This window comes from Kitasatospora sp. GP82 (assembly GCF_029892105.1).
Taxonomy (GTDB): Bacteria; Actinomycetota; Actinomycetes; order Streptomycetales; family Streptomycetaceae; genus Kitasatospora.
In genome coordinates this window covers 23,870-50,656 of record NZ_JARZAJ010000030.1, presented here as the reverse complement: position 1 = coordinate 50,656, position 26,787 = coordinate 23,870, and the positions used below count along the sequence as shown (strand labels likewise).

The window sequence follows — 26,787 nt, the reverse complement described above, 5'->3', positions numbered from 1 at the left end:
GGGCACAGTGCCCGGAACCCGGTGTTCGGACCGTCCTAGCGCTTCGTTGCCTCGGCGCCACGTCCTGGTCACCGGGATGTGTCCGGCGGCGTGTGGCCAGTGAACCGCTGTGACGGGGCCCACTGGCAGTCACCGATGGCATGAAGCCCTTGCCCTGCTCCTGCTGGACATCCTGTACGTTCCTCTAAGGCGGACAATTGCCCTGTACAGCGGTCTGTCCACTGCTATCTACGACCGTAATCCGGCCGTGATTCCGAAGCTACGAGCCCGTGACCCGGGAGCCCGTTGATACGTAACACCCACTGTCGGATCTCGGGCACACTGTGAGCCCCTCACCCCCCATTCATACGAAGGAGTCTGCGGATGCGCGTCCGTGACCTGCTCGCCCCCGGCGCCCCGCGGCTGCGATTGCTCGCTGCCGAGGACGAGCTCGACCGGCAGGTCAGCGGTGTCATGACCACGGACCTGCACGACCCCGGCCGCTATCTGCACGGCGGTGAGCTGGTGCTCACCGGCATGCTCTGGCGGACCGGGCCCGAGGACTCCGAGCGGTTCGTCCGCACCATCGTGGCCGGCGGCGCCGTCGCCCTGGCCGCCGGCGAGGCCGAGGTCGGCCCGGTACCCGAGGACCTGGTGGAGGCGTGCCGCCGCCACCGGATGCCCCTGCTCGCCGTCCCCGACGACATCGCCTTCGGTACCGTGACCGAGTTCATCGGCCGCCAGGTCTCCGCCGACCGGGCCGCCGATCTCGCCGCCCTGGTCGACCGGCACCGGATGCTGGTCTCCGCCGCGGGCGGCGGCGGCCTGGATGCCGTGCTCGACCTGCTCGGCGGCGACCTGGACCTGGACTGCTGGGTGCTCACGCCCACCGGACGGGTGATCGCGGGCCCCGTCGACCGGCTCTCCGCCGCGGACCGCGACCAGCTGGTCCGCACCCATCTCGCCGCCCAGCGCCAGCGCCGCCGCCCCCCGCACCGGGCCCGGCTGGCCACCGGCGCCTACTCGCTGCTGCCCGCCTCCACCACTCCCGAGACCGAGTCACCGCTCGCCGACTGGGTGCTCGCGGTGGCCGGGGACGTCACCGAGTGGACCACCAAACGCCAGCAGCTCGCCGACAACCTGGCCCGCCTGGTCGCCGCCGAGCGCACCCGCAGGGACGAGAGCCGCCGGCTGCGCCGCCGGCTCGCCGACGAGGTGCTGACGCTCCTTCAGCGTGACGCCGACCCGTCCGAGATCAGCAAGACGCTGTACGCTTCCTCGGCGATGGCCGCCCGCTACGAGGGCACCGAGCAGCAGCCCGTCGCCTCGGAGGGCAACTGGCTGGTGCTGAGCGCCGAAGGAACAGGTCTACCCGAGGGAGCGGTGCGTTCAATCCTGGAGGAAGCTCTGACCGAGGCCACCGACCGGGCCCTGGTGGCCGGGGCGGGCACCGGTGCCGTGGTGGTGCTCCCCGCCGTCGACTCCGCCGTCCCCGCCGACGCACTGCGCGAGCTGCTCGCCCCGCTGGAGGCCGGACTCGGCTCGGAGGGCCGGATCACCCTCGGTGTCTCCGCCCCCGCCTCGGAGGCCGGCGGTCTGCGCGGTGCGCTGGAGGAGGCCCGGCACGCCCGGCGGATCGCCGCCGCCCGGGTCGGCCGGGTCTGCGTGGCCGGACCGGAGGAACTGGCCTCGCACGTCCTGCTGTTGGCAGCCGTGCCCGACGAGGTCCGGCGAGCCTTCCGCAGCCGACTGCTCGACCGGGTGATCGCCTACGACATCGAGCACCAGGCGGACCTGGTCCGCACCCTGGAGGCGTTCCTGCGCTCGGACGGCTCCTGGACCCGCTGCGCCGCCGGCCTGCACGTCCACGTCAACACCTTGCGCTACCGGATCGGCCGGATCGAGGAGCTGACCGGCCGTGACCTCTCCCGCCTGGAGGACCGGGTCGACTTCTACCTGGCCCTCGAACTGGCGTGAGCGAACCCCGGGCAGCCAGTTGCACTGTCCTGGGGGCGCTGGCTCCTCTTGACCAACCGCGTGCGTGACCAGCCCACTGCGAAGTTGCATGGCTGGCCGCGCACGCAGTTGGTCAAGAGGAGCCCCATGCCCCTGGACAGTGCATGGCCGGTGCCGTGCTCAGGAGCGGCCCTACGGGGCTTGGATGATCGCCGGCGGCTTCCAACCACCGTCCAGCACACTCGGCTTGGGCCAGTACATCCGCAGGATCACGTTGAACTGCCCACTGGGGGCGGGGAGCCAGTGGCGCTCGGGGCCTCCGACACCATGGTCCCGGTGCACGGCTACCAGCTCTGGGCGGGCAAGGCGTTCATCCTGTGCACGCAGATCGCCGTGCCGCTCTGGTACCTGCGCGCCTACCTCCGGTACGTGCTGTTCTCGCCGCTGATGCTCAAGGCGCTGCGCAGGCAGCCCTGGATCACGGTGTTCACCCCGCCCGCGCTGTCGATCCTCATCAACTCCGGGCTGTTCGACCAGCAGGGGCGGATCTGGGAGACCGTCACCGACTTCACCACCTTCGGCTCCTGCTGGATCCTCGGTATGGCGCACCTGGAGGGGCTGCTGCGCAAGCTGCCGCCGTCCCTGGCGCCGTCCCTGGCGCCACTGATCATGGTGGCGGGAATGTGGTGGCTGTTCAGCAGGCCGGTCGAGGACCCGACGATGCAGGGCGACCTGGGCAGCGTCCCGATCGCCCAGGCGGTCTGGTCCTTCGGCTACGTCCTGCTGCTGCTCCACCTCAGCCCGTCCTGGGAGCGCTGGCCCAGGCCCCTGGAGCGCTGGAACGGTCTGATCAGCCTGCTCAACGCCCGAGCGGTCAGCGTGTACCTGTGGCACAACACCGCGCTGGTCCTGTCGATCCCGATCATCGACAAGCTGTGGGACATCGACTTCATGTTCCAGCACGGCCAGTGGCTGCTGCGCAGTCACTGGTTCCCGCTGATGATCGCCCTGCCGCTGATCGCGCTGTTCGTCCTCTGCTTCGGGTGGATGGAGGACCTGGCGGCGAAACGTTCACTCAGACTCTTCCCCTGGCCCCGCCGCCGGCGCGGCAGGCGCCGGGCGGTCGAGGTCGGCTGAGCGGCGGCCGGGATCGCCGGATCCGGAATCCGAGCGGACCCGGGCACCGCCGGGACAAGCGGAAGGGCCCGCCGGAACGTTCCGGCGGGCCCTTCCTGCGGTCGGCGTCAGTGCTGCGCCGGGATGATGCCCGAGAGCCAGCGGAATATCTCCGGGAGCAGCGGGCTCCAGGTGTCCGTGGTGTGCGGTCCGGTGGTCTCCTGGACGGTGACCGCGGTCGGCGCCTTGGCGGCGGCCTTCATCGCGACGGCGGCCTCGTAGCCGTCGCCCTTGTTCCCGGTCATGAAGAGCGAGATCTTCGGCGGCTGAGGGGCGCTCTTGAGCATGTTCAGCGGGTTGGAGAGCTCCTTCAGGTGCGGGTCCTTCGCGGTCAGCGAGTCCGGCTCCTGGGCCGGGTCGTTGTAACCGGAGAGGCTGACGCCCGCGCGGTAGCGGTTGGGGTGCTCCACGCTCAGCCTGGTGGCGCAGTGGGCGCCGGCCGAGTACCCGGCGATGGCCCAGCGCTCGGGCGACTCGTCCACCCGGAAGTTGTCCGTGATCATCTGCGGGACGTCCCGGGAGATCCAGGTGTCCGCGTTGACCTTGCCGGGGACGTCGGCACAGCCGGTGTCGATGCGGCCGAGCAGCTGGGTGCGGGGGGAGACCAGGATGAACGGGGTGACCTGCCCGTTCTGCATCAGCGGCTTGAGCTTCTCGGAGACCTTGAGGGTGCCGAACCAGGTCGAGGACGAGCCGGGGAAGCCCGGGAGCAGCTCGACGACCGGGAACTTCTTGTCCTTGTACGCCGGGTCGTTGTACTGCGGCGGCAGCCAGACGACGACCTCGCCGTCCACGCCGGAGAGCTGGCCCTTCAGATCGGTGGTCTGGACGTCCTTGGGCACCTTCGGGTCGTCGACCGGGGTGAACTTCTGCAGCACCTTGGGCTTGTTCTTGGCGTCGTTGCCCGGACCGGCGTTCGGGTCCTCCTTGGCCACCACGGGAACGGACCGGATGTGGCTGCCGGTGCCGAGCAGGTCGTCCCAGTTGCCGTAGAGCAGGTTGGCGTTGTTCACCAGGACGAAGACCAGGAGCACGGCGGTGATCTGGCAGAAGAGGATCATGATCAGCCTGGACAGGAACTGCAGCGGCTTGGGCCCGCGCACCTTGCCCCACAGCAGTAGCGCGGCCGCCATGGCGATCGGCACGAGGATGATCGTGAGGATCAGAAAGGGCTTACCTGTCAGTTGCATCTAGTTCTCGTATCCGGGTTGCTGGCCGACCGGCCGGGCACGCTGGCCCGGCACGCACTCCGATGGGATCAGACGGTTTCGAACGGAAGATCAGTTGCTCATCACGCTGAAAGGAAGCTGAGAGGAACATCACATGTTGCTGGGAACCGGCTTGTGCGGGGATAAGTGTGCCACCCGTGCGGGTAGGTCCGTCTGATGGGCCCGGCCCTGCCGCACCGAGCGGGGACCTGCCGTGCCGTCAACCCCCGTCACCCGCGCGGCGGCGCGGCGGCGGTGCATACGTGACGGTACGGCACCGTCAGCTGACACTGGGAGGCATGCCACGTACCGTATCGCTGCTCCTCGCCCTGACCCTGCTGGCGGCCGGGTGCAGCAGCACCGGCGGACTGCGCGCCGAACAGGCCCGCAGCCGGGCGGTGAGCAGCGCGGGCGGGGCGGTGGACACCCCGCGGTGGAAGGTGGCCATGGTCACTCACGCCGGGGCGGGCGACGCCTTCTGGGACACCGTCCGCAAGGGCGCCGAGCAGGCCGCCGCCAAGGACAACATCACCTTCCTCTACTCCAACGACGCGCAGACCCAGGGCCAGGTCCAGCTGGTCGACGCGGCCGTCGACCAGAAGGTCGACGGCCTGCTGGTCTCACTCGCCAAGGGCGAGGCGCTGGCCGCGCCGCTGGCCAGGGCGAAGGCGGCGGGCATTCCGGTGATCAGCATCAACTCGGGCCAGGAGTTCTCCGCCCGCTTCGGCGCGCTCACCCATATCGGCCAGGACGAGACGACGGCCGGTCAGGCGGCGGGTACGACCCTCGCCGCCCGTGGCCGCAAGGACGTACTGTGCGTGATCCACGAACAGGGGAACATCGGCCAGGAACAGCGCTGCGCCGGCGCCAGGGCAGCCTTCTCCGGGCAGCTCCAGACCCTCTACGTGGACGGGGTCAACCTGCCCGACGCCAGGGCCTCGATCGCGGCCAAGCTCCAGGCCGACCCGGCCCTGGACACCGTCCTCACCCTCAGCGCACCGCTCGCCGCCACCGGCCTCCAGGCCGTCCAGGACGCCCGGCGCAGCGTCGAGCTGGACACCTTCGACCTCGGCACCCAGGTGGTGGCCGGCCTCCAGGCGGGGACGGTCGGCTTCGCCGTCGACCAGCAGCCCTACCTCCAGGGGTACGAGGGCGTGGACCTGCTCTGGCTCTACCGCTACAACCTGGACGCCCTCGGCGGCGGCAAACCGGTGCTCACCGGTCCGCAGGTGCTCACCAAGGACGACGCCGCCGCCCTGGCCCAGTACGTCGCCCGGGGCACCCGGTGAGCGCGCCGCAGGATGTGCTCACCGACACCGGGCCGGTGCGCCACCGGCACCATTCGCGTCCGGAGCTCGGGGCGCTGCTGGCGGCCGTCGCGGTCTTCCTCTTCTTCTCCGTGGTGGCGGAGAGCTTCCTGCGGCCCGCCTCGATCGGCACCGTCCTCTACGCCGCCTCGACCATCGGGATCATGGCGGTGCCGGTCGCGCTGCTGATGATCGGCGGCGAGTTCGACCTCTCCGCCGGGGTCGCGGTGACCACCACCGCGCTGACCTCCTCGATGATCTCGTACCAGTTGACCGCCATCACCTGGGTCGGCGTCCTGGTCTCGCTGGCGGTGGCACTCGGGATCGGCTCCCTCAACGGCTGGCTGCTGGCCCGCACCGGACTGCCGAGCTTCATCGTCACGCTGGGCACCTTCCTGATGCTGACCGGCGCCAACCTGGGCGTCACCAAACTGGTCTCCGGCACGGTCTCCACCAAGCCGATCGGCGACATGCAGGGCTTCGCCTCCTGCCACTGGCTGTTCGCCTCCCAGTTCACGGTGGGCGGGCTGACCCTGAAGGCGACGGTGTGGTGGTGGCTCGGCCTGGTCGTCCTGGGCAGCTGGATCCTGCTGCGGACCCGCTTCGGCAACTGGATCTTCGCGGTCGGCGGCGACGCGGCGGCCGCCCGGGCCGTCGGGGTACCGGTGGCCCGTACCAAGACCTGTCTGTACCTGGGCGTGGGCTTCTGCGCCTGGGTGCTCGGACAGCACCTGCTGTTCTCCTTCGACACCGTGCAGTCGGGGGAGGGCGTGGGCAATGAGCTGATCTACATCGTGGCGGCGGTGATCGGCGGCTGTCTGATCACCGGCGGCTACGGCTCGGTCGTCGGCTCGGCCCTCGGGGCGCTGATCTTCGGTATGACCAGCAAGGGCATCGTCTACGCCCAGTGGAACCCGGACTGGTTCAAGTTCTTCCTCGGCGCGATGCTGCTGCTGGCCGCGCTGCTGAACTCCTACGTCAAGCGCAGGGCGGAACGGGGGCCGGGCCGATGACACTGCTCGAACTGACCGAGGTGGGCAAGTCCTACGGGGCGGTCCGCGCGCTGGAGGGTGTCTCGCTGGAGGTGGCCGAGGGCCGGATCAGCTGCGTGCTGGGGGACAACGGCGCCGGGAAGTCCACCCTGATCAAGATCATCGCGGGGCTGCACCAGCACGACGAGGGCCGCTACCTCATCGCGGGCGACGAAGTCCGCCTCGGCTCGCCCAGGCAGGCCCTGGACCGGGGGATCGCCACGGTCTACCAGGACCTCGCCGTGGTGCCGCTGATGCCGGTCTGGCGGAACTTCTTCCTCGGCGCGGAACTCGGCAGCTTCCGCCTCGACATCCCGCGGATGCGGAGCATCGCCCGCGAGGCCCTGGCCCGGATGGGCATCGAGCTGCGCGACGTCGACCGGCCGATCGGTACCCTCTCCGGCGGACAGCGCCAGTGCGTGGCGATCGCCCGGGCCGTCCACTTCGGCGCCAGGGCCCTTGTCCTGGACGAGCCGACGGCCGCGCTCGGCGTCAAGCAGTCGGGCGTGGTGCTCAAGTACGTGGCCGCCGCCCGGGACGCCGGGCTCGGCGTGGTGCTGATCACCCACAACCCCCACCACGCCTATCTGGTCGGCGACCACTTCACCCTGCTGAAACGAGGCAGGATGGCGGGTAGCCACCCGCGCTCCGGGATCAGTCTCGAGCAGCTCACCACCGAGATGGCGGGCGGTTCCGACCTGGCCGAACTCTCCCACGAGCTCGGCCGCAGCGACCCGAAGGAGCGTCCGCCGACGTGACCGTGATCCCGAGTGGCAGCGCCAGGCCGCCCGTCCTGCCCACCCTCTTCGGCCTCGGCCCACGCAACGCCGACCGGCGCCGCCGCGCCCTCCCCCCGAGCGTGCTGCGCCTGCCCACCATCGGCGTGGACATCGGCGGCACCAAGGTGGTCGCCGGGGTCGTGGACGGCGAGGGCAAGGTCATCGACCGGCTGCGCACCGAGACCCCGCACAAGAGCAAGAGCGCCAAGGTGGTCGAGGACGTCATCGTCGAGCTGGTGCTTGAACTGGCCGACCGGCACGACGTCCACGCGGTGGGCGTCGGAGCGGCCGGCTGGGTGGACGCGGACCGCTCGCGGGTCCTCTTCGCCCCGCACCTGAACTGGCGCAACGAGCCCCTCCAGGAGGCGCTCAGCGAGCGGCTCCGCTTCCCGGTGATCGTGGAGAACGACGCCAACGCGGCGGCCTGGGCCGAGTGGCGCTTCGGGGCGGGCCGGGGCGAGGACCATATGGTCATGATCACCCTGGGTACGGGGATCGGCGGCGCGGTCGTCCGGGACGGGTTCGTGGACCGGGGCAAGTACGGTCTCGCCGGCGAGTTCGGCCATATGCAGGTGGTGCCCGGTGGACACCGCTGCCCCTGCGGCAACCGGGGCTGCTGGGAGCAGTACTCCTCCGGCAACGCCCTGGTGCGGGAGGCCCGCTCACTCGTGGCGGAGGAGTCACCGGTCGTCGAACCGCTGCTCGCCCGCGCGGGCGGCACCCCGGCAGGGATCACCGGACCACTGGTCACCGAGGCGGCGCGGGCGGGCGACGCGGTCGCCACCGAACTGCTCTACGACATCGGCCACTGGCTCGGCGTCGGCATCGCCAACCTGGCGGCCGCCCTCGACCCCGGACGCTTCGTCATCGGCGGCGGCGTCTCCGACGCGGGCGAAATGCTGCTCGCCCCGGCCCAGGAGGCGTTCCGCCACGCCCTCACCGGCCGGGGCTTCCGCCCCGAGGCGCAGATCGTCCACGCGGCCCTCGGCAACGAGGCCGGCCTGGTCGGCGCCGCCGACCTGGCCCGGCAGGTCGCACGCCGCTTCCGCACCATCAAACGCCGCCGCTCCGAGCGGGCCCACCTGGCCTGAGAGCCACCCCACGCGGGCCTCCGGGGGCAGGAGGCCCGCTTCACCTCGATGGGCGAAGACCGGGGACGGTTCGGCGGTCGGGAGCAGGCGCACCCGCACGGCTCCGCGTACGCGCTGCGCGCTGTCGTACGCCTGGGGCCGGCCGGACTGCCGTGGCCGGGCGGGGGAGAAGCGGGACGGACACCATCGGCGGCAGTCTGACGAACTGTCCGGCCGGACTGCCGGGCAGACGCCGTCGACTGCTTGCGGGGCGACGGCGGAACTACCGTCGGGTAGTGGCGGGAATGCGCCTGCGGGCGGCGTTGTGGCCGGGGGTGTCCGTGTGAAAGAACAGGGGCCTGACGCCGTCTCGGGAGGTCCGCATGAGAGCTCTGGTCCGATTCGTCCCAACGCTCGCGCTGAGTACGGCCCTGATCTGTTCGGCCGTCGCCCCCGCCCGGGCGGCCGCAGCCGCACCGCCCAAGGTGCCCGAGGCGGTCGGCTACGGCGGAGCGGTCGCCAGCGTGGACGCGGACGCCACGGCGGCCGGGATCGAGGTGCTGCGCCGGGGCGGCAACGCGGTGGACGCGGCGGTCGCCACGGCCGCCGCCCTGGGGGTCACCGAGCCGTACTCCTCCGGGATCGGCGGTGGCGGCTACTTCGTCTACTACAACGCCCGTACCGGCAGGGTCTCCACCATCGACGGCCGGGAGACCGCCTCCCGCCGCGCCGACTCCTCGCTCTTCCTGGAGAACGGCAAGCCGCTGGCCTTCGCCGACGCCGTCACCAGCGGGCTCTCGGTCGGCGTACCCGGTACCGCCGCGACCTGGCAGCGCGCCCTCGACCTCTGGGGCAGCCGCTCGCTCGGCGAGGTGCTGCGGCCCGCCGAGAAGATAGCCGACCGGGGCTTCGTGGTCGACCAGACCTTCCAGGACCAGACCGCGCTCAACCAGGCCAGGTTCAAGGACTTCCCGGCCACCCGCCGGCTCTTCCTGCCCGGCGGCGGACTGCCCGTCATCGGCAGCAGGCTCCGCAACCCCGACCTCGCCGCCACCTACCGGGAACTGGGCAGCAAGGGCGTCGACGCGCTCTACCAGGGCGACCTCGGTGCCGACATCGTCCGCACCCTCCAGCACCCGCCGGTGGACCCGGCCTCCGGCCGGGTCGCCCGCCCCGGCAAGGTGGACCAGTCCGACCTGGCGGCCTATCGGGTCCACCAGCAGCAGCCCACCCATACGGACTACCGGGGCTACGACGTCTACAGCATCGCGCCGTCCTCCTCGGGCGGCACGACGGTCGGTGAGGCACTGGGCATCCTGTCGCACAGCGACCTGGCCGCGCAGAGCAGCACCCAGTACTACCACCGTTTCCTGGAGGCCAGCCGGATCGCCTTCGCCGACCGCAACCGCTGGGTCGGCGACCCGCGCTTCTCCCAGGTGCCGACCCGTCAGCTGCTCTCGCCCGCCTTCGCCGCCTCCCGGGCCTGCCTGATCAGCCCCGACCACACGCTGACCAGCCCACTCGCGCCCGGCGACCCGTACCACCCGGCCGCCTGCGGGAGCAGCGGCCCGGCCGTCACCGAGACGTACGAGGGACAGAGCACCTCCCACCTGACGGTCGCCGACCGCTGGGGCAACGTCGTGTCCTACACCCTGACGATCGAGCAGACCGGCGGCAGCGGCATCACGGTTCCCGGGCGCGGCTTCCTGCTCAACAACGAGCTGACGGACTTCTCCTTCGTCCCCAACACCCCCGGTGTGCCCGACCCCAACCTGCCCGGCCCCTCGAAGCGGCCGCGTTCGTCCATCTCGCCGACCATCGTGCTGCACGACGGCAAGCCCTTCTTCGCCACCGGGTCGCCGGGCGGCGCGACCATCATCACCACCGTGCTTCAGGTACTTCTCGGGCGGATCGACCGCGGGCTGAGCCTGGAGCAGGCCATCGCCGCGCCCCGCGCGAGCCAGCGCAACGCGACCACGACGGCCGCCGAGCCGGGCTTCCTGGCCCTGCCCGAGCGGGCCGCTCTGGAGGCGCTCGGCCAGCGTTTCGGCGACGGCGGCGAGATCGGCGCGGCGACCGGCGTCGAGCGGCTGCCCGACGGCCGCTGGATCGCGGCGGCCGAACCCGTCCGGCGCGGCGGCGGCTCGGCGGCGGTGGTCCGGCCCAGCCGCTGAACCGCAGTGGCACCACCAGGGGGCGCGGGCTCCGTTCTCCGGGAGTCCGTGGAGTGTCGGTGGTGGACGGTATGTTCGGGGTGGGAGCCTCCCGAGGCTCCCACCCCTTGTCCGTTCCTTGCCCACACCAGCTCCGTCCGCCCGGGAAGGCCGCCCGTGACCGTCCGTATCGCCACCTGGAACATCAACTCCGTCACCGCCCGGCTGCCAAAGCTGCTGGAGTGGCTCGGCAGCGCCAAGCCCGACGTGCTCTGCCTTCAGGAGCTCAAGTGCGCCGCGGACAACTTCCCGTTCGAGGCTGTGAGCGAGCTCGGCTACGAGACCGCCGCACACGGCACCGGACGCTGGAACGGCGTCGCCATCCTGTCCAAGGTCGGCCTGGAAGACGTCGTCCGCGGCCTGCCCGAGCAGCCCGGCTTCCTGGCCGACGACGCGCTGCTGCCCGAGGTGGAGCCCCGGGCCATCGCGGCGACCTGCGGGCCCGTCCGGGTCTGGTCCGTCTATGTGCCCAACGGCCGCGAGGTCGGCCACGCGCACTATCGCTACAAGCTGGAGTGGCTGGAGACGCTGCGCCGCTCCGTTCTGGAGGACGCGGCCGGTACCCGCCCCTTCGCGGTGCTCGGCGACTTCAACGTGGCGCCGACCGATGAGGACGTCTACGACCGCGCCGTCTTCGAGGGCCAGACCCATGTCACCGAGCCCGAGCGGGCCGCCCTGGCCGCGCTCCAGACGGCCGGTCTGCAGGAGGTCATGCCACGCGCGCTCAAGTACGACCGCCCGTACACCTTCTGGGACTACCGGGCACTGGGCTTCCCGAAGAACCTCGGAATGCGGATCGACCTCACCTACGGCAACGAGCCCTTCGTCGAGGCCGTCACCGACAGCTATGTCGACCGGGAGGCCCGCAAGGGCAAGGGCACCTCGGACCACGCCCCCGTGGTGGTCGACCTCGCCCTGTAGGCCATCGGGCAGCAGTCTGCAACACGGGGCCCGTTCCGCACCCGAACGGGCCCGTGCGGTGGCCGGGCCCGTCGGCGCTGCCTAGCGTCTTGGGCAACAGGGCGTAGTCGTTCGAACACGCGGACGGCCAAGTCCCCGGCTGCGCCCGAGAACCTGGAGGTACGGGCATGCGCATCACGCGTACGGCCGCCGCCGCGCTGGGAGCCTCGGCTCTGCTCGGAGTCACGGTCCCCGCCGCACTCGGTTCTGCGGCACCCGAGACGCCAGCCAAGAACACCCAACTCGCCGCCTTGGTCACCCCGGCCGAGGCGGGGCCCGGACAGTCGGTCACGGTCAGCGTCCCCTGCGAGGCCGGTTCGGCGAAGTCCGTCACCGTCAACTCGCAGGCGTTCTCCACCGGCTCGACCACCCTCAATGCGGGTCCGGACGGGAAGTTCAGCGGCATCGCCAGACTGGCCTCCAAGGAGGAGCTGGCGAAGATCGGTCCGAGCAAGTCGGGCAAGGGGGACAACAACTGGGGCATGGACGGTAAGTGCCCCAACGGCGACAGCTTCGCCGGGGCCGTCGGGGTAGCCCTGGCCAGCGGGGGTTCGGATTCGGGTGCGGGCAGCGGCTTCGGGGAGAAGAACGGCACCTCGGGGCACGAGAACGGTACGGGCCACGAGAACGGTGCGGGCGGCTCGGGACACGAGAGCGGGACCGGTCAAAAGGGAGGCACGGGCCACGAAGGCGGCCAGGCCAACCAGGGCGGGTCGGCGAACCAGGGCGGGTCGGCCAACCAGGGTGGATCCGGGCACGAGAGCGGCTCGGGCCATGAGGGCACTGCAGGTCATGAGGGCACTGCAGGTCATGAGGGCACAGCAGGCCACGGGAGTGGCTCGGGCCATGAGGGCGGCTCGGGTTACCAGGGCGGCGGCTCCGAGCACCCCGGCCTGGTGCCGCACGGCAGTATGGGCACCGGCCTGGGCGGCTCGGTCACGACCGACTCGGGGCAGCTGGCCACCGGTGGCGCCCTGGTCGCGGCCGGGATCGCCGGTTTCTGGCTGCTGCGCCGCCGCGGCGGCAGTGGTGCGGACGGGGCACAGCGCTGAGCGGCCTGCCTGCGTTCGGACGGCTCAGCGCCCCGTGGAGTGCACCGGGGCGCTGAGCCGCGTCCGGGCATCCTCGGTCCCGCTCGCCATGCCCGCCACGGCCGCCGCCTCGTCCGCGGCCTGCCCGCGCAGGGTGCCGACGGCCAGCAGGTACTGGGCCGTGATGTACGTCGCCATGATCCAGAACTCGTGGCCGGGAAGCTCACGCCAGCCCGCCAGCTGAGTGGCGATCAGGGTGTCCGAGAGCAGGAACAGCGCCCCGCCCAGGCCCGTCCGCCAGCCGAGGCCGGAGGAGGTCACGGCTGTGGAGGCCAGCAGCAGGCTGTAGGCCGCCACCGGGATCTTCAGGTCCCCCAGGCCGGGCCAGAGCTGACTGATCATCGTCGCCCAGGCCGCCGCGTAGGCCGCTGCCACCAGGGCGGTACGCCGCCGGTCGTCCAGGGCGCCGCGCTTGACGAACATCGTCACATAGCAGACGTGTGCCGCCGCGAAGGAGCCCATCCCGGCCAGAAAGGCGGTGTCGCCGCCGACCTGGAGCAGGACGTCGCCGCCGGTGCTCGCGGCCAGCGCCGAGGTGAGCAGCTTGGGCACTCGCTCGGCCCTGGCCAGGGTGTGCGCGGCGAGCAGTGGCATCAGCGCGGGCTTGGTGGCGAGTTGCAGGGCGCTCGCGCCGGCGGCGATGGCACCGAGGTGGGCGGCCGAGGTGGCGGCGAGCCCGGTCAGCAGGCCGCGGGCGGTGCGCAGGCGTCGGGTGATGGTCATGCGGTGCGGCCCTCCGGGCGGTCGGTCGGGCCCGGACGCCAGCCGGGGCCCTTGGTGAGGTGACGGATGCGGTCGCCCCAGTTGTCGGCCCTGGCGATGTCCCGGGCGATCGAGGCGTACTCGTGGGTGGCCACCCGGAGCGGGTTGAAGGTGTCCAGATTCTTCGTCAGGCCGAAGACGGGCCTGCTGGTCTCCGGGGTGAAGCTGCCGAACATCCGGTCGAAGACGATCAGGATGCCGCCGAAGTTGCGGTCCAGGTAGCCGCCCTGGGAGGCGTGGTGCACCCGGTGGTGGGACGGCGTGTTGAAGACGTACTCGATCGGTCGGGGCAGGTGGTCGATCCGCTCGGTGTGGATCCAGAACTGGTAGACCAGGTTGGCCGAGGAGCAGAAGGCCAGCGCGGCCGGGTGGACGCCCGCCAGGATCATCGGGACGTAGAAGGGCCAGACCGTGGCGCTGGTCCAGGGCTGGCGAAGGGCGGTGGAGAAGTTGTAGTGCTTGCTGGAGTGGTGCACCACATGGCAGGCCCACAGGAGCCGGATGACGTGGTGGCCCCGGTGCGACCAGTAGTAGAAGAAGTCCTGGGCCAGCAGCATCAGCGGCACGGTCCACCAGAGCACCGGCACCCGCAGGGGTGTCAGTTCGTAGAGCGCGGAGTAGATCGCCACGATCGGGATCTTCCATCCGGCGTCGAAGAGAATGCTGCCGATGCCCATGCTGAGGCTGGTCGCGGTGTCCTTCGCGGCGTAGCCCTGCTCTTCGTCGTCCGGATGGAACCGGTAGGAGACGATCTCCAGGACGGTGAGCAGCACGAAGGCGGGTATCGACCACAGCACCACGTTGGGCAGGTTCGGCATGCCCAGGACGATAGGCGAGACCGGGCGGCCTGCGGAAGAGGTTGTTACCGGTGCGTAGGAATTGGATCGGAGACCGGCTCCGGTGTGTCGGTCTCCGACCGACGTGAAATCGTCGGCTGAGTCGGATGATGCCACGGCCCAGCTCACCCACCGTCTACTCTGGTGTGCGACATGGAGCAGCACGAGTACGCGACCGGCGCCGGGGAGGTGCCCGGTGGCGGGGCAGGCGGGCGCGGGGTGGGAGCGGGGCAGCTCACCGCCGACGCGGGTGCCGACGTACCTGCCGCCACAGCCGCTGTGCCGGCCACCGGGGCTCGGGCCGGTGTCGCCGCCGACCCGCGGACGGAGCGGCTCGCCGAGCAACTGGCGGCCGCCGAAGCCGGCGTGGCGCACGATCTCTTCGCGGCGGCCTTCGGTCTCTACGGGGCGCGGCACTTCGGCGGTGTGCTGGACGCCGAGCAGGCCGCGTCCGCCGGGACCAGCTGGTGGCACGGGCCGAGCGTGCAGCACCCGGCCTCGCTCAGGTCCCGCGAGGGGTGGCCCGTCCGAGGGCAGCGCCGGGCTCGGCGGATCGCCGCCGCCGCGCTGCCGCCCGCGCGCTCCTCGACCCGGGGCAGGCACCGCAAGCCGGAGCGCTCGCCCGGGAGCACCCCGCACGAGATCGCCGTCGAACGGCGTACCGCCGCCCGGCTGCTGGTGGCGCACCCGCTGGTGACGGCCGCCGGGCCGCACGGAGCCGGCTTCCCGCTGATCCACCGTCACGCGGACTGGCTGGCGGAACGATTTCTCGCGGTGCTCGGCTACCCGCTCACTATCGGCCACTCGTACGCCCGGCTGCACAAGGCGGGGCTGCCGGGGCGCGGTCTGCCCGGCTTCGGGCCGGCCGGGTACGCCTGCCTGGTAAGGGCGCTGGCCGCACTGGCGGACGGGCAGCCGGCCGCAGCGGGCGAGCCGGCGGTCCGTCAGCTGCTCGACGACTGGCAGGTCCTGACCTGCGGTGAGGACGGCCGTCCGGTCGTGGACCGGGAACTCGCCCGCGCCCTCGGCCCGCTCGCCGCCCCGCCCGCCGACGGACCTGCCCTCGCCGTACGGCGGCGGCTCGCCGAGACGCCGGTGGTGCTGCTGGACGAGCTCGGTGCGGAGGAACGGAGCTGGCTGCTGGAGCATCAGCAGGCCGAGGCCGAGCTGTTCGCCGACTTCCTCGGCCTCGAGGCGGAGATCCGGGCCGAGGGCGTCGCCCTGCTCGACCCGGCCGACGAGCTCACCGACCTCGCCCTGCCAGGGACGGGTGCTCTCGCCCAGGCCGCGCTGCTGCTGGTCGAACGGCTGGTGGAGGACCTGCGTCCGCTGCCTGAGGAGTCGGCGCCTCCGGCGGTGTTGATACCCGACGCGCTGATCGACGGTGCGCTCGGTGACATCACCGACGAGTACGGTCTGGCGGCGGGGTGGCACCGCGACTACCTTGCCGATCTGGCCGGCTTCCGCCGGGATGCACTGGACCTGCTCCACCGGATGCAGCTGATCGCCCCGGCGGGCCGCGCCTGGCTGCTACGGGCTCCCGCCGCCCGCTATGCGCCGCCGCTGGAACTCCACCCGGCGCAGGGCTCCGGACGGCACTCCCGGCCGGGTCCGGTCACCGCGGCACCGCTGATGGCCTGACGGGCGGGGAGCCCTCCGGGCAGTCGATCAGGCAGGGCCTCGCGGCCCCGGACAGCCTGGCCTCAGCGGGCGGCACCGACGGCGACGGTGTCCTGTCGGACGGTCTCGACCGTGGCGGCGACCCCGAGACCGCCCAGGGCGATCGAGGCGGCGACGGCGGCGCAGGCGAGGACGCGGCGATGCCGCTGGGGGAGTGGGAAGCGGTCCGGAGGAAGGGCCTGCGGGGCCGAGGTCGGTTGAGCGTTCATGTCAGAGAGCATTCCAGGGTGGTGTTAAACGACGACTACGTGCGGGTGAAGTCTGAGCGGGGGCTCGGCGTCGGGACATCTGCACAGGTAGCGGGGGTGTAAGGGGTCTGTGGGGGTCGGGTGCGGCGCCGGCGGCGCGGGCCGTCCGGAAGCCGCCGTCCGTTCGGGCGGTGAAGGCTGCGCGCCCGGTGCCGGCCACGAGGACTGCGGAGGTCGTACGGGCCGCGCGCCGCGCGCGATGTCCGCAGGCGCAGCAGCCGGGGCAGGCAGGCGGCCAGCAGCTGCTGTGTCATGCCGTAGAAGAAGATCGGCAGCAGTACGGCCGGGTGCCCGCTGAACTGGCTGCCCGCGAGGGCGGCCGCCGCGCTGGTGTTGTTCATCCCGGTGGCCAGGGTGAGGGCGGCGGTGGTGTCCCGTCCGGTATGGGCCTGGCGGGCGGTGAGCCAGCCGGTCAGGAACGGGACCGCGCAGACCACGGCCCCGGCGAGCACGGCGAGTCCGACCAGCCGGGGCTCGGGACGCCGTCCGATCTCGCCGAACACACCGGCGGCGTTGAGGTAGGTCAGCCCGAGCGCGTTGAGCAGTCCGAACAGCCGCAGCCACGGCAGGACGGCGGCACGGAACCGGCCGCCCGCCAGCCGCCGGGTGAGGCGGCGCGCGGCCAGCCCGGCCAGACACGGCATGGTGACCCAGAGCGCCATGAACACACAGGTGGAGTCGGCCCGGGCGAGCGAGTCCAGCACCTGGCGCGGGCCGCCGGCCTCGGGCTCCTCGGCGAGGACGAGTCCGAGCGGGACGGTGAGCGGGCTGAGGAGTGTGGTGGCCAGGACCAGGCCGAGGCCGAGCGGCGCGTTGGCCTGGGCCTTGGCGCCCCAGGTCTGGGCGGCCCCGGCGACGGGCATGGTGGCCGTCAGGGAGAGCCCGACCACCAGCCAGAGCGCTTCGTGCCGGTCGGGCCAGCAGCCGGCCGCCCGCTCGGCGCCGAGCAGGACGATCATGCGCAGCACCAGCGCCACCCCGAGCCCGGCGAGCAGCAGTCCGGGCCGCAGCAGCGCTCGGGCGACGTCCGCCGCGCGGACTTCGAAGCCGCCGATGAACATCGCGGCGAGCAGCATCAGTATCGGCGGGTTGACCCCGGGCACGGGATGGCAGTGGCGGATCAGGCAGGCGGCTCCCGGGAGGGCGCAGCCGAGCGCGCAGGCCGCGACGGTGGCGATGGCCAGGTGGGCGCGGACCGCCCGGTCGGTGGAGGCGGCCGGATGGCCCAGGGCGGGCTCGGGTCGGTGGTCGGCTGCGTGCGTGGGGCCCGTCGGACGGGTCGAGCGCGGCAGTACGGACGCTCGTGAGGACATTCGGTGCGGGCCTTCTGGACAGCTCAGACGGGTGGTGCGTCCGTCAGCATGGCACTGATCTGACTGTCTGTAATGCTGGGTTGCGTTGGGTCACCGCGCCGTGCGGTGCCCCTCAGGCCGCTCGGGCCGGGCGGGGCACGGGAGTTGTGGTGTGCGGCCGGTCGCGGCCGGGCGTTCGGATTTCACCCGGACGGAGGACGGCGCCCGCTCTGCTGCTCGGCCATCGCGTCGCCGACCGCGGCCCGGTGGTGAAGACCGCCAGCAGGTCGATGGCCCTCCCGGCCCAGCCGTTGGCGCCGCACTCCCCGATCAGTGGGACGAACGCGGGGGCGGCGTACAGCTGGAGCGGCTCCCCGCCTCCGTAGAACATCAGGCCGATGCCCATGCCCGTGCTGAACATCATGGCGATCCAGGCCAGGGTGGAGAACTCGTGACCCTCCATCCGCCCCGGCACGCCGAAGGGGCCGCACCTCGTGGGAGGTGCGGCCCCTGGCGGGAACTGCGGCCGGCGCCCCTGCGGGCAGCTCAGGCCGCGTACGGGGCGGCGGCCGGGCGGCCGGCGGCGAGTTCGAGCAGCTGGGCGCCCGGGATGCCCTCGGCGAAGGCACGGTGCTGGGCGGGGGCGGCCAGGGTGGCCTCGGTGGGGCTGATCACATGGTCTCTGCTCCTTTGGTACGTCAGTCGGCCCTCGGTTCGGCCGAGTCGGTGCGTTGTGCCGTCGTCGAGGACGCTAGACGTTCACATGGGTGTGAAGGTCAAGCGAGGCTCTGACGGAGGCCCGGATTCCGTCCTATGCTCCGGGTTATGACAGGGCGGCGAAGCCGCAGACGGGGCCGGTACGACGGCCCGTCCGCGCCCCTCGGGTACGGTTCTCGCTGACCGGTTGTCGTACGCCCACCGCCATCGGAGGGCGCGAAGCCCCCTCCGTGCGCCGGGCGTGCACCTCATCCCGTCCCATCAACCGGAATGGATGCGCCCGATGAACGAGTTCGAGTACGACCGCAAGCGCCGACAGCAGTGGCTGGCCGGCGAGGCGCGAGCCGAGGGGGTCGAGCACCGGACGCTGCTGCGGATGCTCGCCGCCGGCGGAGTGCTCTCCGAGGACGAACTCGCCCCGACCGGACGGGTTCCGGCCGAGGGCACGCCCGAGCCCGAGCAGGCGGGGACGTCGGCCACGCCGGTGCCCGGGATCGTCAAGCCACTGCCGCCCGAGTGGTTCATCCCGCGCGGCACCAACGCCGAGATGCGCTGGGACACCCTGCGCGACAGCTGTACCGGCTTCCACATCCCCACCGAGCGCTTCTTCATCCGCAACCACACCAGCACTCCGGTGATCGACCCCGACGCCTGGCGACTGACCGTCACCGGCAGCGGGCTGCGCGGTCCGGCCGTCGACTTCGACCTCGCCGGGCTCAGGCGGCTGCCCGCCACCGGGCTCAGCTCCGCCGTCGAGTGCGCGGGCAACGGGCGCAGCTACTTCGAGAGCCAGCAGCAGCAGAACGTTCCCGGCACCCCCTGGACGCTCGGCGGTATCGGCGTCGCCCGCTGGCGCGGCGTCCGGCTCGCCGAGGTGCTGCGCCGCGCCGGGCTGCGCCCCGAGGCGGTGGACGTGATGCCGATCGGGCTCGACCCCGAGTACGTCACCACGGACGGTCAGAACCTGGGCCACGTCCGCCGCCCGCTGCCGATCGGCAAGGCCCTGGACGACGTGCTGCTGGCGTACGAGATGAACGGCGCGCCGCTGGCGGCCGACCACGGCGCGCCCGTCCGGCTGGTGGTGCCCGGCTGGGTCGGGATCGCCTCGATCAAGTGGATCGGCACCATCGAGGTCGCCGCCGAACCGCTCTACTCGCCCTGGAACACCGACTTCTACCGGATGTTCGGCCCCGACTACCCGCCGGACGGGGGCGCGGAGCTCGCCGAACAGGTGGTCAAGAGCGTCTTCGAGCTGGCCCATGACGCGGTCCTGGCCCGTGGGCGGTGCCACCGGCTGCACGGCCGCTCCTGGTCCGGCGCGGCGGCGATCCGCGAGGTCGAGGTGAGCACGGACGGTGGCGCCCACTGGAGTTGCGCCCGGCTGCGCGACCTGTCGCATGCCAGTACCTGGACCCGCTGGACTTTCGACTGGCGGCCGCAGCGGCCGGGCCCGTACGAACTGCTGGCGCGTGCCAGTGACCAGGAGGGAAACATTCAGCCACCGCAGGCGGTGTTCAACCGTGAGGGGTACCTCTTCGGCGCGACGGTGGTGCATCCGGTGATCGTTGTCTAGACCAACCGTGGTGAGCAGGCCGTTACCAACGGTCGATCAGCCCAGTTCACTACGTGCAGCCTGTGAGGCGCCTTTAACATCCATGAGACTTTGATGAACAGACGGGTTTACCGAGCGGTTTGGCACAACTGTGCGTCTAGCCTCGGCACCGGAGGCATGGACTGTACACGGTCCGTTCGGCCTTCGGAATCCGCAGTCCACGAGACCGAAGAGCAGGTTGATGGAACCACGTGAAGTAGCGGACTTGAGCTTGCCGCTGTACCGGACCACACCGGGAACGGCGGGCGGGGCACTGTGGCCGGTGGCCCCGGCCGCCCCCGTGCGGACTCTGCTGGAGGTGATCGAGGCCGCCGCCGAGGCGTACCCGAACGCCCCCGCGCTGGACGCGGGCGCGGCGGTGCTCGACTACCGGACGCTGCTGAATCAGGTCGACGAGTTCGCCGGACGCCTCGCGGCGCTCGGTGTCGGCCGAGGCGACCGGGTCGGCGTGCGCGTCCCGTCCGGGACGGCCGAGCTCTACATCGCGATTCTGGCAACGCTGCGCATCGGCGCGGCCTACGTACCCGTTGACGCCGACGACCCGGACGAGCGGGCCGAGATGGTCTGGGCCGACGCCGGGGTCTGCGCGGTGCTGGGCGCGGAACTCGCCGTCATGACCAACCCTCAAAGACGGCCCGGAGGCTGTCCGGCACACCCGATGCCGGAGGACGACGCCTGGATCATCTTCACCTCGGGCACCACCGGACGCCCCAAGGGAGTTGCGGTCAGCCACCGTTCGGCGGCCGCGTTCGTCGACGCCGAGGCCCGGCTGTTCCTCCAGGGACGCCCGCTCGGCCCCGGCGACCGGGTGCTCGCCGGACTCTCGGTGGCCTTCGACGCCTCCTGCGAGGAGATGTGGCTGGCCTGGCGGCACGGCGCCTGCCTGGTCCCCGCCCCGCGCTCGCTGGTGCGAGCCGGTGCGGACCTCGGACCGTGGCTGGTCGAGCGTCAGATCACCGTCGTCTCCACCGTGCCCACACTGGTCGCCCTGTGGCCGACCGAGTACCTGGAGCGGGTCCGCCTGCTGATCCTCGGCGGCGAGGCCTGCCCCGAGGACCTGGTCGGCCGACTGGCCGCCCCGCACCGCGAGTTGTGGAACACCTACGGCCCCACCGAGACCACGGTGGTCGCCTGCGCCGCGCTGCTCACCCCGGGCGAGCCGGTACGCATCGGCGCCCCGCTGGACGGGTGGGAGCTCGCGGTCGTCGACGAGCAGGGCAAACCCGTCGCCTGGAACGAGACCGGCGAACTGCTGATCGGTGGCGTCGGCACCGCCCGCTACCTGGACCGGGCCAAGGACGCCGAGAAGTTCGTCACCAGCCCGTATCTGCACAGCCCGCGCGTCTACCGCAGTGGCGACCTGGTCCGGGCCGACCCCGAGGGCCTGGTCTTCGTCGGCAGGGCCGACGAGCAGGTCAAGCTGGCCGGACGCCGGATCGAGCTCGGCGAGGTCGACGCCGCCCTCCAGGCGCTGCCCGGGGTGCGTGCCGCCGCAGCCGCCGTACGCAACACCCCTGCCGGTGGGCAGGTTCTCGTCGGGTACCTGGTGCCGAGCGCCGGCGCGGGGGCACCCTTCGACACCGCCGCCGCACGAACGGCGCTGCTGGACCGGCTGCCCCAGTCGCTTGTCCCGGTGCTGGCCGTGGTGGACGACCTGCCGACCAAGACGTCGGGCAAGGTCGACCGCAACGCGCTGCCCTGGCCGCTGCCGGGAGCCGAGAGTGGCGCGGCATCAGCGTCCGGTGCGGCCCTGACCGGTACGGCCGGCTGGCTGGCCGGGAAGTGGCAGGACCTGTTGGGCCTGCCGGTGGCCGGCGACAGCGACTTCTTCTCCCTCGGCGGCACCAGCATCGCCGCGGCCAAGCTGGTCTCGGTGCTGCGCACCCGTCACCCGAGCGTGTCCGTCGCCGACGTCTACGCCAACCCCACGCTGCTCGAACAGGCGGCCAGGCTCGACCAGCTCGGCGGCCCGCCGAGCGCGGAACGCCGGGTGCGGCCCACCCCGCGCCGCGCGGGCGTGGTGCAACTGCTCGTCCTCACCATGCTGTTCACCATCAGCGGGCTGCGCTGGGTGGTGGGTCTGGCCGCGCTCGACAGCGCGACCGACGCCCTGACCGGGCGTTCGCTGCCATGGGCCCCTGACACGCCGTGGTGGATGATCCTGGTCGCCTGGCTGGTGCTGTTCAGCGCTGCCGGGCGGCTCGCGATCGGTGCGGGACTGGCCCGGCTGCTGACCGCAGGCATCCGGCCCGGCAGCTACCCGAGAGGCGGATCGGTCCATCTGCGGCTGTGGGCGGCCGAACGCGCGGTGGCGTCCTTCAACGTCGCCGCCGTGCTCGGAACCCCATGGGCCCGGCGCTATGCGCGGATCCTGGGCTGCCGGGTCGGCCGCGACGCGGACCTGCACGCCATGCCGCCGGTGACCGGCCTCGCGCGCTTCGGCGCGGGCTGCTCCATCGAGTCGGAGGTCGACCTGGCCGGCTGGTGGCTGGACGGCGACGTGCTGCACCTGGGCAGCGTCGAGGTCGGTGCGGGTGCGCGGGTCGGTACCCGTAGCACGCTGATGCCGGGTGCCAGGGTGGGGGCCTGGGCGGACGTCGCCCCGGGCAGCTGCGTCCTCGACGACGTGAGCGCCGGGCAGCGCTGGCACGGCTCCCCGGCCCGCCCGACGGCTGACGCGGAGCCAGCCGACAGCGGTTGGCCGATGCCCCGTCACCACCGCTCGCGGCTCTGGGACGCGGCGTACGCGGCCGGACTGGTCGGGCTCGGGCTGCTGCCGCTGGTCGCCGCACTGCCCACGCTCTGCATGCTGCTGCTGCTGGTCGACCAGGACCGCACGCTCGGCACCGTGATGGTCCAGCTGGTGCTCGCCACACCGCCGGCGGTGGTGCTCTCGCTGGCCTGCTACGCGCTGCTGCTGGCCGGCGTCGTCCGGTTGTGCAGCCGGCCCATCAAGCCGGGCCACTACCCCGCCCACGGCAAGGTGGCCTGGTGCGTCTGGGTCGTCTCCCGGCTGATGGACACCGCCCGCAGGTCGCTCTTCCCGTTCTACGCCAGCCTGTTCACCCCCGTCTGGCTCCGGCTGCTCGGGGCGAAGGTCGGCCGGCGGGTGGAGGCCTCCACGGTGCTCGCGCTGCCCGGCCTGATGCGGGTCGACGACGGGGCGTTCCTTGCCGACGACACGCTCGTGGCGCCGTTCGAGATGCGTGGCGGCTGGCTGCGGGTCGGGTACGCGCACGTGGGCCGGCGGGCCTTCGTCGGTAACTCCGGCATCGTCGGTCCGGGCCGTACGCTGCCCGACAACGCGCTGGTCGGGGTGCTCTCCGACGCTCCGCCGCACGCCGAGCCCGGCTCCTCCTGGCTCGGACGGCCCGGTATCTCACTGCCCCGGGTGGCCCGCACCGGCGACTCCAGCCGTACCTACGAGCCGACGCGGCGGCTGGTGCTGGCCCGCGCGGCCGTGGAGCTGTGCAGGTTCCTGCCGGTGGTGCTGGTGGCCCTGCTCGGTGATCTGGCCTTCGGCGCGCTCCAGGAGGTGGTGGACCAGGACGGTCTGGCCGTCGCCGCCGCGTCCGGCGGACTGGTCCTGATAGGGGCCGGGCTGGCGGCGCTGCTCGCCACGACGCTGGCGAAGTGGCTGCTGGTCGGCCGGTTCCGGGCGGGCGAACACCCGCTCTGGTCCGACTTCGTGTGGCGCAACGAGCTGTACGACACCTTCGTCGAGGAGCTCGCGATGCCCTGGCTCGGCCAGGCGATCATCGGCACGCCGTTCCTCAACATCTGGCTGCGCTCCCTCGGTGCGAAGATCGGGCGCGGGGTGTGGTGCGAGTCGCACTGGCTGCCCGAGACCGACCTGATCACCATCGAGGACGGTGCCAGCATCAACCGCGGCACCGTGGTGCAGACCCATCTGTTCCACGACCGGGTGATGCGCCTGGAGACCGTGCACATCGGCGCGGGCGCCACCATGGGACCGCACTCCATCGCGCTGCCGGGATCGTCCGTGGGTGACGGTGCGTCGGTGGGCGCGGCGTCGCTGGTGATGAGCGGCGAGCGGATGCCCGCCGGCACCCGCTGGCTCGGCAACCCGGTCGCGGCCTGGCCAGCGCAGGTGGCGCCGGCCACCGCGCCCCGCGCGTTCAGGGGAGCCCCCGGCCGGCACCGCCCGGTGTCCCGGCCGCCGAGGGACGCGAGCCGGCGTCAGCACGTGGGCACGGGCGTCTGACGACGCCGGACACCGACGGCGGGCGGGGCGTGAGCCCCGCCCGCCGTCGCTCTCGGGCCGGACGGGCCCGGTGGCAGCGCACGGCTGCCCGCGCACACAGTCGACCGAGCAGCTGCCCGCAGCCGTGAGGAAGCAGCTGACTCTAGACGGCTTCGTACGGGGTGAGGACCAGCCGGACCACGTCCTCGAGGCGGCGCCGGGCGTCGTCCAGCGTGGTGCGGCCGGTCACCCAGGCCGTCAGCTCGCCCTGCCAGGCGTGGCCGACGATGTTCCTGACCAAGTCGCCCGCCCCGGAGGGGACTTGGGCCATGACTGTGTTCAGCGCAGCGTCGTCGGCCCGGACCAGGCCCTGCAGGGCCTCACTGGCGAACGGGTCGGTGGAGGCCGCCACGGACACCCGCAACCGGGCGAGTTGCGGCTGCCGCTGGTAGGCCCGCATCCCGTGGCGGACGAACCGCACCGCCCGGTCGGTGCCGGTGAGTCCGGCGCGCGGGCCGCGCAGCTCCGCCACCAGGTCGGCCAGCAGCAGGCGGTGCCAGTCGGCGATCGCGGCGGCCAACAGGTGGTCCTTGGAGGAGAAGTACCGGTAAGCGGTGCCGAGCGCGACCCCCGAGCGCTCGGAGACCTGTTTCATCTGGAGTCGCTCGACGCCGGTTTCGTTCACCAGCGCGAGGGCAGCCGCGATCAGATTCCGGCGGCGTTCGAGCTGGCGGGGCGACATCGCCTCGATCGGCCTCGGTGACAGGTCAACCTTGGTCACCCGCGTTATTCTACGGGGCGGCCGCCCGGGAGCGAACGACGCCTCATCAGCACGGGGCCCGCACGGGCGGGGAAAGGGCGGCTTCCAGCCGGAAACAGGGCGCCTTCCAAGGGATGCGGGGCCCCGCTCGAACGACTGCGTGTGCGACCGGCCCGCTGCCTCGGCGCACGGCCCCCCGGTGCGTGGGGGATCAGGGACGTCGCTGCTCCCTCAGCAGTGCCTCCTGGACGGCCGAGGCGACCAGCTCGCCGTCCCGGTTGTAGAACTCGCCGATGGCCAGTCCGCGCCCGTCCGCGGCGGACGGGCTGCGCTGCGCGAACAGCAGCCAGTCGTCCGCGCGGAACGGCCGGTGGAACCACATCGCATGGTCGAGCGAGGCCAGCATGACCAGGGGCGGACCGGAGCGCTGCATCCGGTGCGGCTGGATGTGCAGCGCGGCCGTCGGGGCCAGCGTCAGGTCGGAGAGGTAGGTGAGCGCGCAGACCTGGAGCAGCGGGTCGTCGGCCGGGAGCGAAGTGCCCGTCCGCAGCCAGACGAACTGTTGGGGAACGCCCGGCAGTTCGGGTGGCATACCGGGCGAGTCCGCCGGAACGAAACGCATGTCGAGCGCGCGGAATCCGCCGCCGTTGGCGTAGCCCTCGGGGTCGCTCTCCGCCCACAGCGGAATCGGATTGGGCAGTTCCTCGGGGCCGGGCACCGGCGGCATGGTGCGCTGCCGGGTGCCGGCCTCCTCGGGCCGCTTGAAGGAGGCGGAGAGGGTGAAGATCGCCTCGCCGTGCTGAACGGCCGTCACCCGCCGGGTGGCGTAGGAGAAGCCGTCGCGGACCCGGTCCACTTCGTACTCGATCGGGCGCTGCGGATCGCCCGGCCGCAGGAAGTAGCTGTGCAGCGAGTGCACCAGACGGTCCGGGCTCACCGTCCGCCCGGCCGCCGTGAGCGCCTGCGCCGCTACCTGTCCGCCGAAGGTCCGCATGGGTGCCCCGGCGTGGCAGCAGCCACGGAACAGGTTCTTGTCCAGCTCCTCGATCCGGAGCAGCTCGGCGAACGAACCCTCGGTGCTGTCGTCCGGAGTTCCCTGTCTCATGGCGTCGGTCACCAGCCCATAGTGGCAGATGAAGCCCGATCAGCGGTGTGACCTGGGTTACCCGTGAGCCTGGTGGAACGAGTTGCAGAAACCCGGCAGTGTCAGTGCCGGGCCCTAGCGTCCTCGCCATGACGCAAGCCGTACAGACGTACGCTTATCTCCGGCCCTCGGCCGTGCGCGAGAGCGCCGCCGGTCGCAGCCTCGCCCTGGAGACCTCCGGCGGGGCCACGCCGATGGGAGCGGTGGCCAACCCCCGCTTCTTCAGCGGCTTCCTGACCGCCCCGGCCCCGGCTGCCGCCGCGCTGCTCGCGGTCGCCGACGTGGCCGCCGCCCGTTACTACCAGCCCCGACTGCGCGCCTCGCTCGACCCGGTGGTCACCGCCAACGGCGATCGGTTGCGCTTCGAGTCCTTCTCCGGCTGCTGCGGTGTCTACGCCCGCCTCGATGTGCTCTCCGACGGGCTCGACGGCGACGACATCGGCCACGGCACCACCAACGTCGACGTCAACAGTCCGCTGCGCGACGCCCTGGGCCGGATCGGCGGCGCCGACCCGCTGCACCTGGCCGTCGGCCCACAGGCGCTGGAGGTCACCACCCTCGACGGTCCGCTGGTCGAGAAGAAGGTCCCGCTGCCCGACCGCTGGCTGCGCGGCTTCGCCGAGACCCAGGTCCTCACCGCCGGGTTCGACCTGCGGGCACAGGTGCCGGCCGCCGAGGCGGTCCGACCGTCCAGGGCGGCGCCGACCTCCTCGCGTTGGCGGCCGACTGCGCCCGGCGCAGCGGCGCCCGGGGCGAGATCGC

General features: G+C 72.2%; 20 protein-coding genes and 2 pseudogenes. 13 read left to right on the top strand and 9 right to left on the bottom strand.

Going from position 1 to position 26,787, the window contains the following annotated elements:
• The first annotated feature begins 363 nt into the window (after window positions 1-363).
• The gene (locus tag P3T39_RS26795) at window positions 364-1,956 is read left to right on the top strand and encodes a PucR family transcriptional regulator (RefSeq protein WP_280701517.1); all 1,593 of its coding nucleotides are present in this window, start codon (window positions 364-366) and stop codon (window positions 1,954-1,956) included.
• A 282-nt stretch (window positions 1,957-2,238) separates the two neighbouring features.
• A complete protein-coding gene (locus P3T39_RS26790; RefSeq protein ID WP_280701516.1) occupies window positions 2,239-3,072 on the top strand; it encodes an acyltransferase family protein in 834 nt (277 codons plus the stop codon).
• Window positions 3,073-3,179: 107 nt separating this feature from the next.
• On the opposite strand, the gene P3T39_RS26785 is transcribed toward P3T39_RS26790, so the two are convergent.
• Window positions 3,180-4,301, bottom strand: coding sequence for an alpha/beta hydrolase-fold protein (locus tag P3T39_RS26785; protein WP_280701515.1), 1,122 nt, complete (start codon window positions 4,299-4,301; stop codon window positions 3,180-3,182).
• A gap of 317 nt (window positions 4,302-4,618) precedes the next feature.
• On the opposite strand from P3T39_RS26785, the gene P3T39_RS26780 reads away from it, so the two are divergent.
• The 7 genes from P3T39_RS26780 to P3T39_RS26750 all read left to right on the top strand — a co-directional run bounded on the left by P3T39_RS26780 (window position 4,619) and on the right by P3T39_RS26750 (window position 12,731).
• Window positions 4,619-5,608: a substrate-binding domain-containing protein gene (locus P3T39_RS26780; RefSeq protein WP_280701514.1), complete on the top strand. Its 990-nt coding sequence runs from the start codon at window positions 4,619-4,621 to the stop codon at window positions 5,606-5,608.
• Window positions 5,605-6,639: an ABC transporter permease gene (locus P3T39_RS26775; protein ID WP_280701513.1), complete on the top strand. Its 1,035-nt coding sequence runs from the start codon at window positions 5,605-5,607 to the stop codon at window positions 6,637-6,639. Before P3T39_RS26780 ends, P3T39_RS26775 begins: the two co-directional genes overlap by 4 nt.
• Window positions 6,636-7,415 (top strand): ATP-binding cassette domain-containing protein, encoded by a 780-nt coding sequence (locus P3T39_RS26770; RefSeq protein WP_280701512.1) that lies wholly within the window; start codon window positions 6,636-6,638, stop codon window positions 7,413-7,415. The genes P3T39_RS26775 and P3T39_RS26770 overlap by 4 nt, the downstream gene beginning before the upstream one ends.
• Entirely contained in the window at window positions 7,412-8,527 is a 1,116-nt protein-coding gene (locus P3T39_RS26765) for an ROK family glucokinase (RefSeq protein ID WP_280701511.1), read from the top strand. Before P3T39_RS26770 ends, P3T39_RS26765 begins: the two co-directional genes overlap by 4 nt.
• A gap of 362 nt (window positions 8,528-8,889) precedes the next feature.
• Window positions 8,890-10,680 carry a gamma-glutamyltransferase gene (ggt, locus tag P3T39_RS26760; protein WP_280701510.1) on the top strand — a complete coding sequence of 597 codons (1,791 nt, stop codon included), beginning with the start codon at window positions 8,890-8,892 and terminating at the stop codon, window positions 10,678-10,680.
• A 156-nt stretch (window positions 10,681-10,836) separates the two neighbouring features.
• Window positions 10,837-11,640, top strand: a complete 804-nt coding sequence (locus P3T39_RS26755; protein WP_280701509.1) for an exodeoxyribonuclease III — start codon at window positions 10,837-10,839, stop codon at window positions 11,638-11,640.
• Between the two features lie 167 nt (window positions 11,641-11,807).
• Window positions 11,808-12,731, top strand: a complete 924-nt coding sequence (locus P3T39_RS26750; protein WP_280701508.1) for a hypothetical protein — start codon at window positions 11,808-11,810, stop codon at window positions 12,729-12,731.
• A gap of 24 nt (window positions 12,732-12,755) precedes the next feature.
• On the opposite strand, the gene P3T39_RS26745 is transcribed toward P3T39_RS26750, so the two are convergent.
• Window positions 12,756-13,493: a lysoplasmalogenase gene (locus P3T39_RS26745; protein WP_280701507.1), complete on the bottom strand. Its 738-nt coding sequence runs from the start codon at window positions 13,491-13,493 to the stop codon at window positions 12,756-12,758.
• On the bottom strand, window positions 13,490-14,350 hold the full coding sequence (locus tag P3T39_RS26740; RefSeq protein ID WP_280701506.1) for a sterol desaturase family protein: 861 nt from the start codon (window positions 14,348-14,350) through the stop codon (window positions 13,490-13,492). Before P3T39_RS26740 ends, P3T39_RS26745 begins: the two co-directional genes overlap by 4 nt.
• Before the next feature lie 171 nt (window positions 14,351-14,521).
• On the opposite strand from P3T39_RS26740, the gene P3T39_RS26735 reads away from it, so the two are divergent.
• Window positions 14,522-16,009 (top strand): DUF2398 family protein, encoded by a 1,488-nt coding sequence (locus P3T39_RS26735; protein WP_280701505.1) that lies wholly within the window; start codon window positions 14,522-14,524, stop codon window positions 16,007-16,009.
• Window positions 16,010-16,071: 62 nt separating this feature from the next.
• On the opposite strand, the gene P3T39_RS26730 is transcribed toward P3T39_RS26735, so the two are convergent.
• The 4 genes and pseudogenes from P3T39_RS26730 to P3T39_RS26715 form a co-directional block, all read right to left on the bottom strand.
• On the bottom strand, window positions 16,072-16,257 hold the full coding sequence (locus P3T39_RS26730; RefSeq protein WP_280701504.1) for a hypothetical protein: 186 nt from the start codon (window positions 16,255-16,257) through the stop codon (window positions 16,072-16,074).
• 35 nt (window positions 16,258-16,292) lie between these two features.
• On the bottom strand, window positions 16,293-17,609 hold the full coding sequence (locus P3T39_RS26725; protein WP_280701503.1) for a hypothetical protein: 1,317 nt from the start codon (window positions 17,607-17,609) through the stop codon (window positions 16,293-16,295).
• A 226-nt stretch (window positions 17,610-17,835) separates the two neighbouring features.
• A pseudogene (locus tag P3T39_RS26720) lies at window positions 17,836-18,039 on the bottom strand (BCCT family transporter); the annotation flags it as partial.
• A gap of 95 nt (window positions 18,040-18,134) precedes the next feature.
• Window positions 18,135-18,263, bottom strand: coding sequence for a hypothetical protein (locus P3T39_RS26715; protein WP_280701502.1), 129 nt, complete (start codon window positions 18,261-18,263; stop codon window positions 18,135-18,137).
• Between the two features lie 316 nt (window positions 18,264-18,579).
• Between P3T39_RS26715 and P3T39_RS26710 the strand changes: the two genes are divergently transcribed.
• Both P3T39_RS26710 and P3T39_RS26705 read left to right on the top strand, forming a co-directional pair.
• Window positions 18,580-19,878, top strand: coding sequence for a sulfite oxidase (locus P3T39_RS26710; RefSeq protein ID WP_280701501.1), 1,299 nt, complete (start codon window positions 18,580-18,582; stop codon window positions 19,876-19,878).
• A 301-nt stretch (window positions 19,879-20,179) separates the two neighbouring features.
• On the top strand, window positions 20,180-24,142 hold the full coding sequence (locus P3T39_RS26705; protein ID WP_280701547.1) for a Pls/PosA family non-ribosomal peptide synthetase: 3,963 nt from the start codon (window positions 20,180-20,182) through the stop codon (window positions 24,140-24,142).
• 142 nt (window positions 24,143-24,284) lie between these two features.
• Here P3T39_RS26705 and P3T39_RS26700 read toward each other — a convergent pair whose 3' ends face one another.
• Window positions 24,285-24,902, bottom strand: a complete 618-nt coding sequence (locus P3T39_RS26700) for a TetR/AcrR family transcriptional regulator (protein WP_280701500.1) — start codon at window positions 24,900-24,902, stop codon at window positions 24,285-24,287.
• 190 nt (window positions 24,903-25,092) lie between these two features.
• Complete coding sequence (locus tag P3T39_RS26695) at window positions 25,093-25,986, bottom strand: acyl-CoA thioesterase II (RefSeq protein WP_280701546.1); 894 nt, start codon at window positions 25,984-25,986, stop codon at window positions 25,093-25,095.
• Window positions 25,987-26,114: 128 nt separating this feature from the next.
• Between P3T39_RS26695 and P3T39_RS26690 the strand changes: the two are divergent.
• Window positions 26,115-26,711, top strand: a pseudogene (locus P3T39_RS26690) (SWIM zinc finger family protein); the annotation flags it as partial.
• Between the last annotated feature and the right edge of the window lie 76 nt (window positions 26,712-26,787).

What these genes read in the sequence shown, in the direction of transcription:
- P3T39_RS26750 (WP_280701508.1), top strand. Translation starts at nt 11,808, where the DNA reads ATGCGCATCACGCGTACGGCCGCCGCCGCGCTGGGAGCCTCGGCTCTG.
- P3T39_RS26710 (WP_280701501.1), top strand. Translation starts at nt 18,580, where the DNA reads ATGCGCCCGATGAACGAGTTCGAGTACGACCGCAAGCGCCGACAGCAG.
- P3T39_RS26785 (WP_280701515.1), bottom strand. Translation starts at nt 4,301, where the DNA reads ATGCAACTGACAGGTAAGCCCTTTCTGATCCTCACGATCATCCTCGTG.
- ggt (WP_280701510.1), top strand. Translation starts at nt 8,890, where the DNA reads ATGAGAGCTCTGGTCCGATTCGTCCCAACGCTCGCGCTGAGTACGGCC.
- P3T39_RS26725 (WP_280701503.1), bottom strand. Translation starts at nt 17,609, where the DNA reads ATGTCCTCACGAGCGTCCGTACTGCCGCGCTCGACCCGTCCGACGGGC.
- P3T39_RS26780 (WP_280701514.1), top strand. Translation starts at nt 4,619, where the DNA reads ATGCCACGTACCGTATCGCTGCTCCTCGCCCTGACCCTGCTGGCGGCC.
- P3T39_RS26735 (WP_280701505.1), top strand. Translation starts at nt 14,522, where the DNA reads ATGGAGCAGCACGAGTACGCGACCGGCGCCGGGGAGGTGCCCGGTGGC.
- P3T39_RS26795 (WP_280701517.1), top strand. Translation starts at nt 364, where the DNA reads ATGCGCGTCCGTGACCTGCTCGCCCCCGGCGCCCCGCGGCTGCGATTG.
- P3T39_RS26770 (WP_280701512.1), top strand. Translation starts at nt 6,636, where the DNA reads ATGACACTGCTCGAACTGACCGAGGTGGGCAAGTCCTACGGGGCGGTC.
- P3T39_RS26740 (WP_280701506.1), bottom strand. Translation starts at nt 14,350, where the DNA reads ATGCCGAACCTGCCCAACGTGGTGCTGTGGTCGATACCCGCCTTCGTG.
- P3T39_RS26695 (WP_280701546.1), bottom strand. Translation starts at nt 25,986, where the DNA reads ATGAGACAGGGAACTCCGGACGACAGCACCGAGGGTTCGTTCGCCGAG.
- P3T39_RS26730 (WP_280701504.1), bottom strand. Translation starts at nt 16,257, where the DNA reads ATGAACGCTCAACCGACCTCGGCCCCGCAGGCCCTTCCTCCGGACCGC.
- P3T39_RS26745 (WP_280701507.1), bottom strand. Translation starts at nt 13,493, where the DNA reads ATGACCATCACCCGACGCCTGCGCACCGCCCGCGGCCTGCTGACCGGG.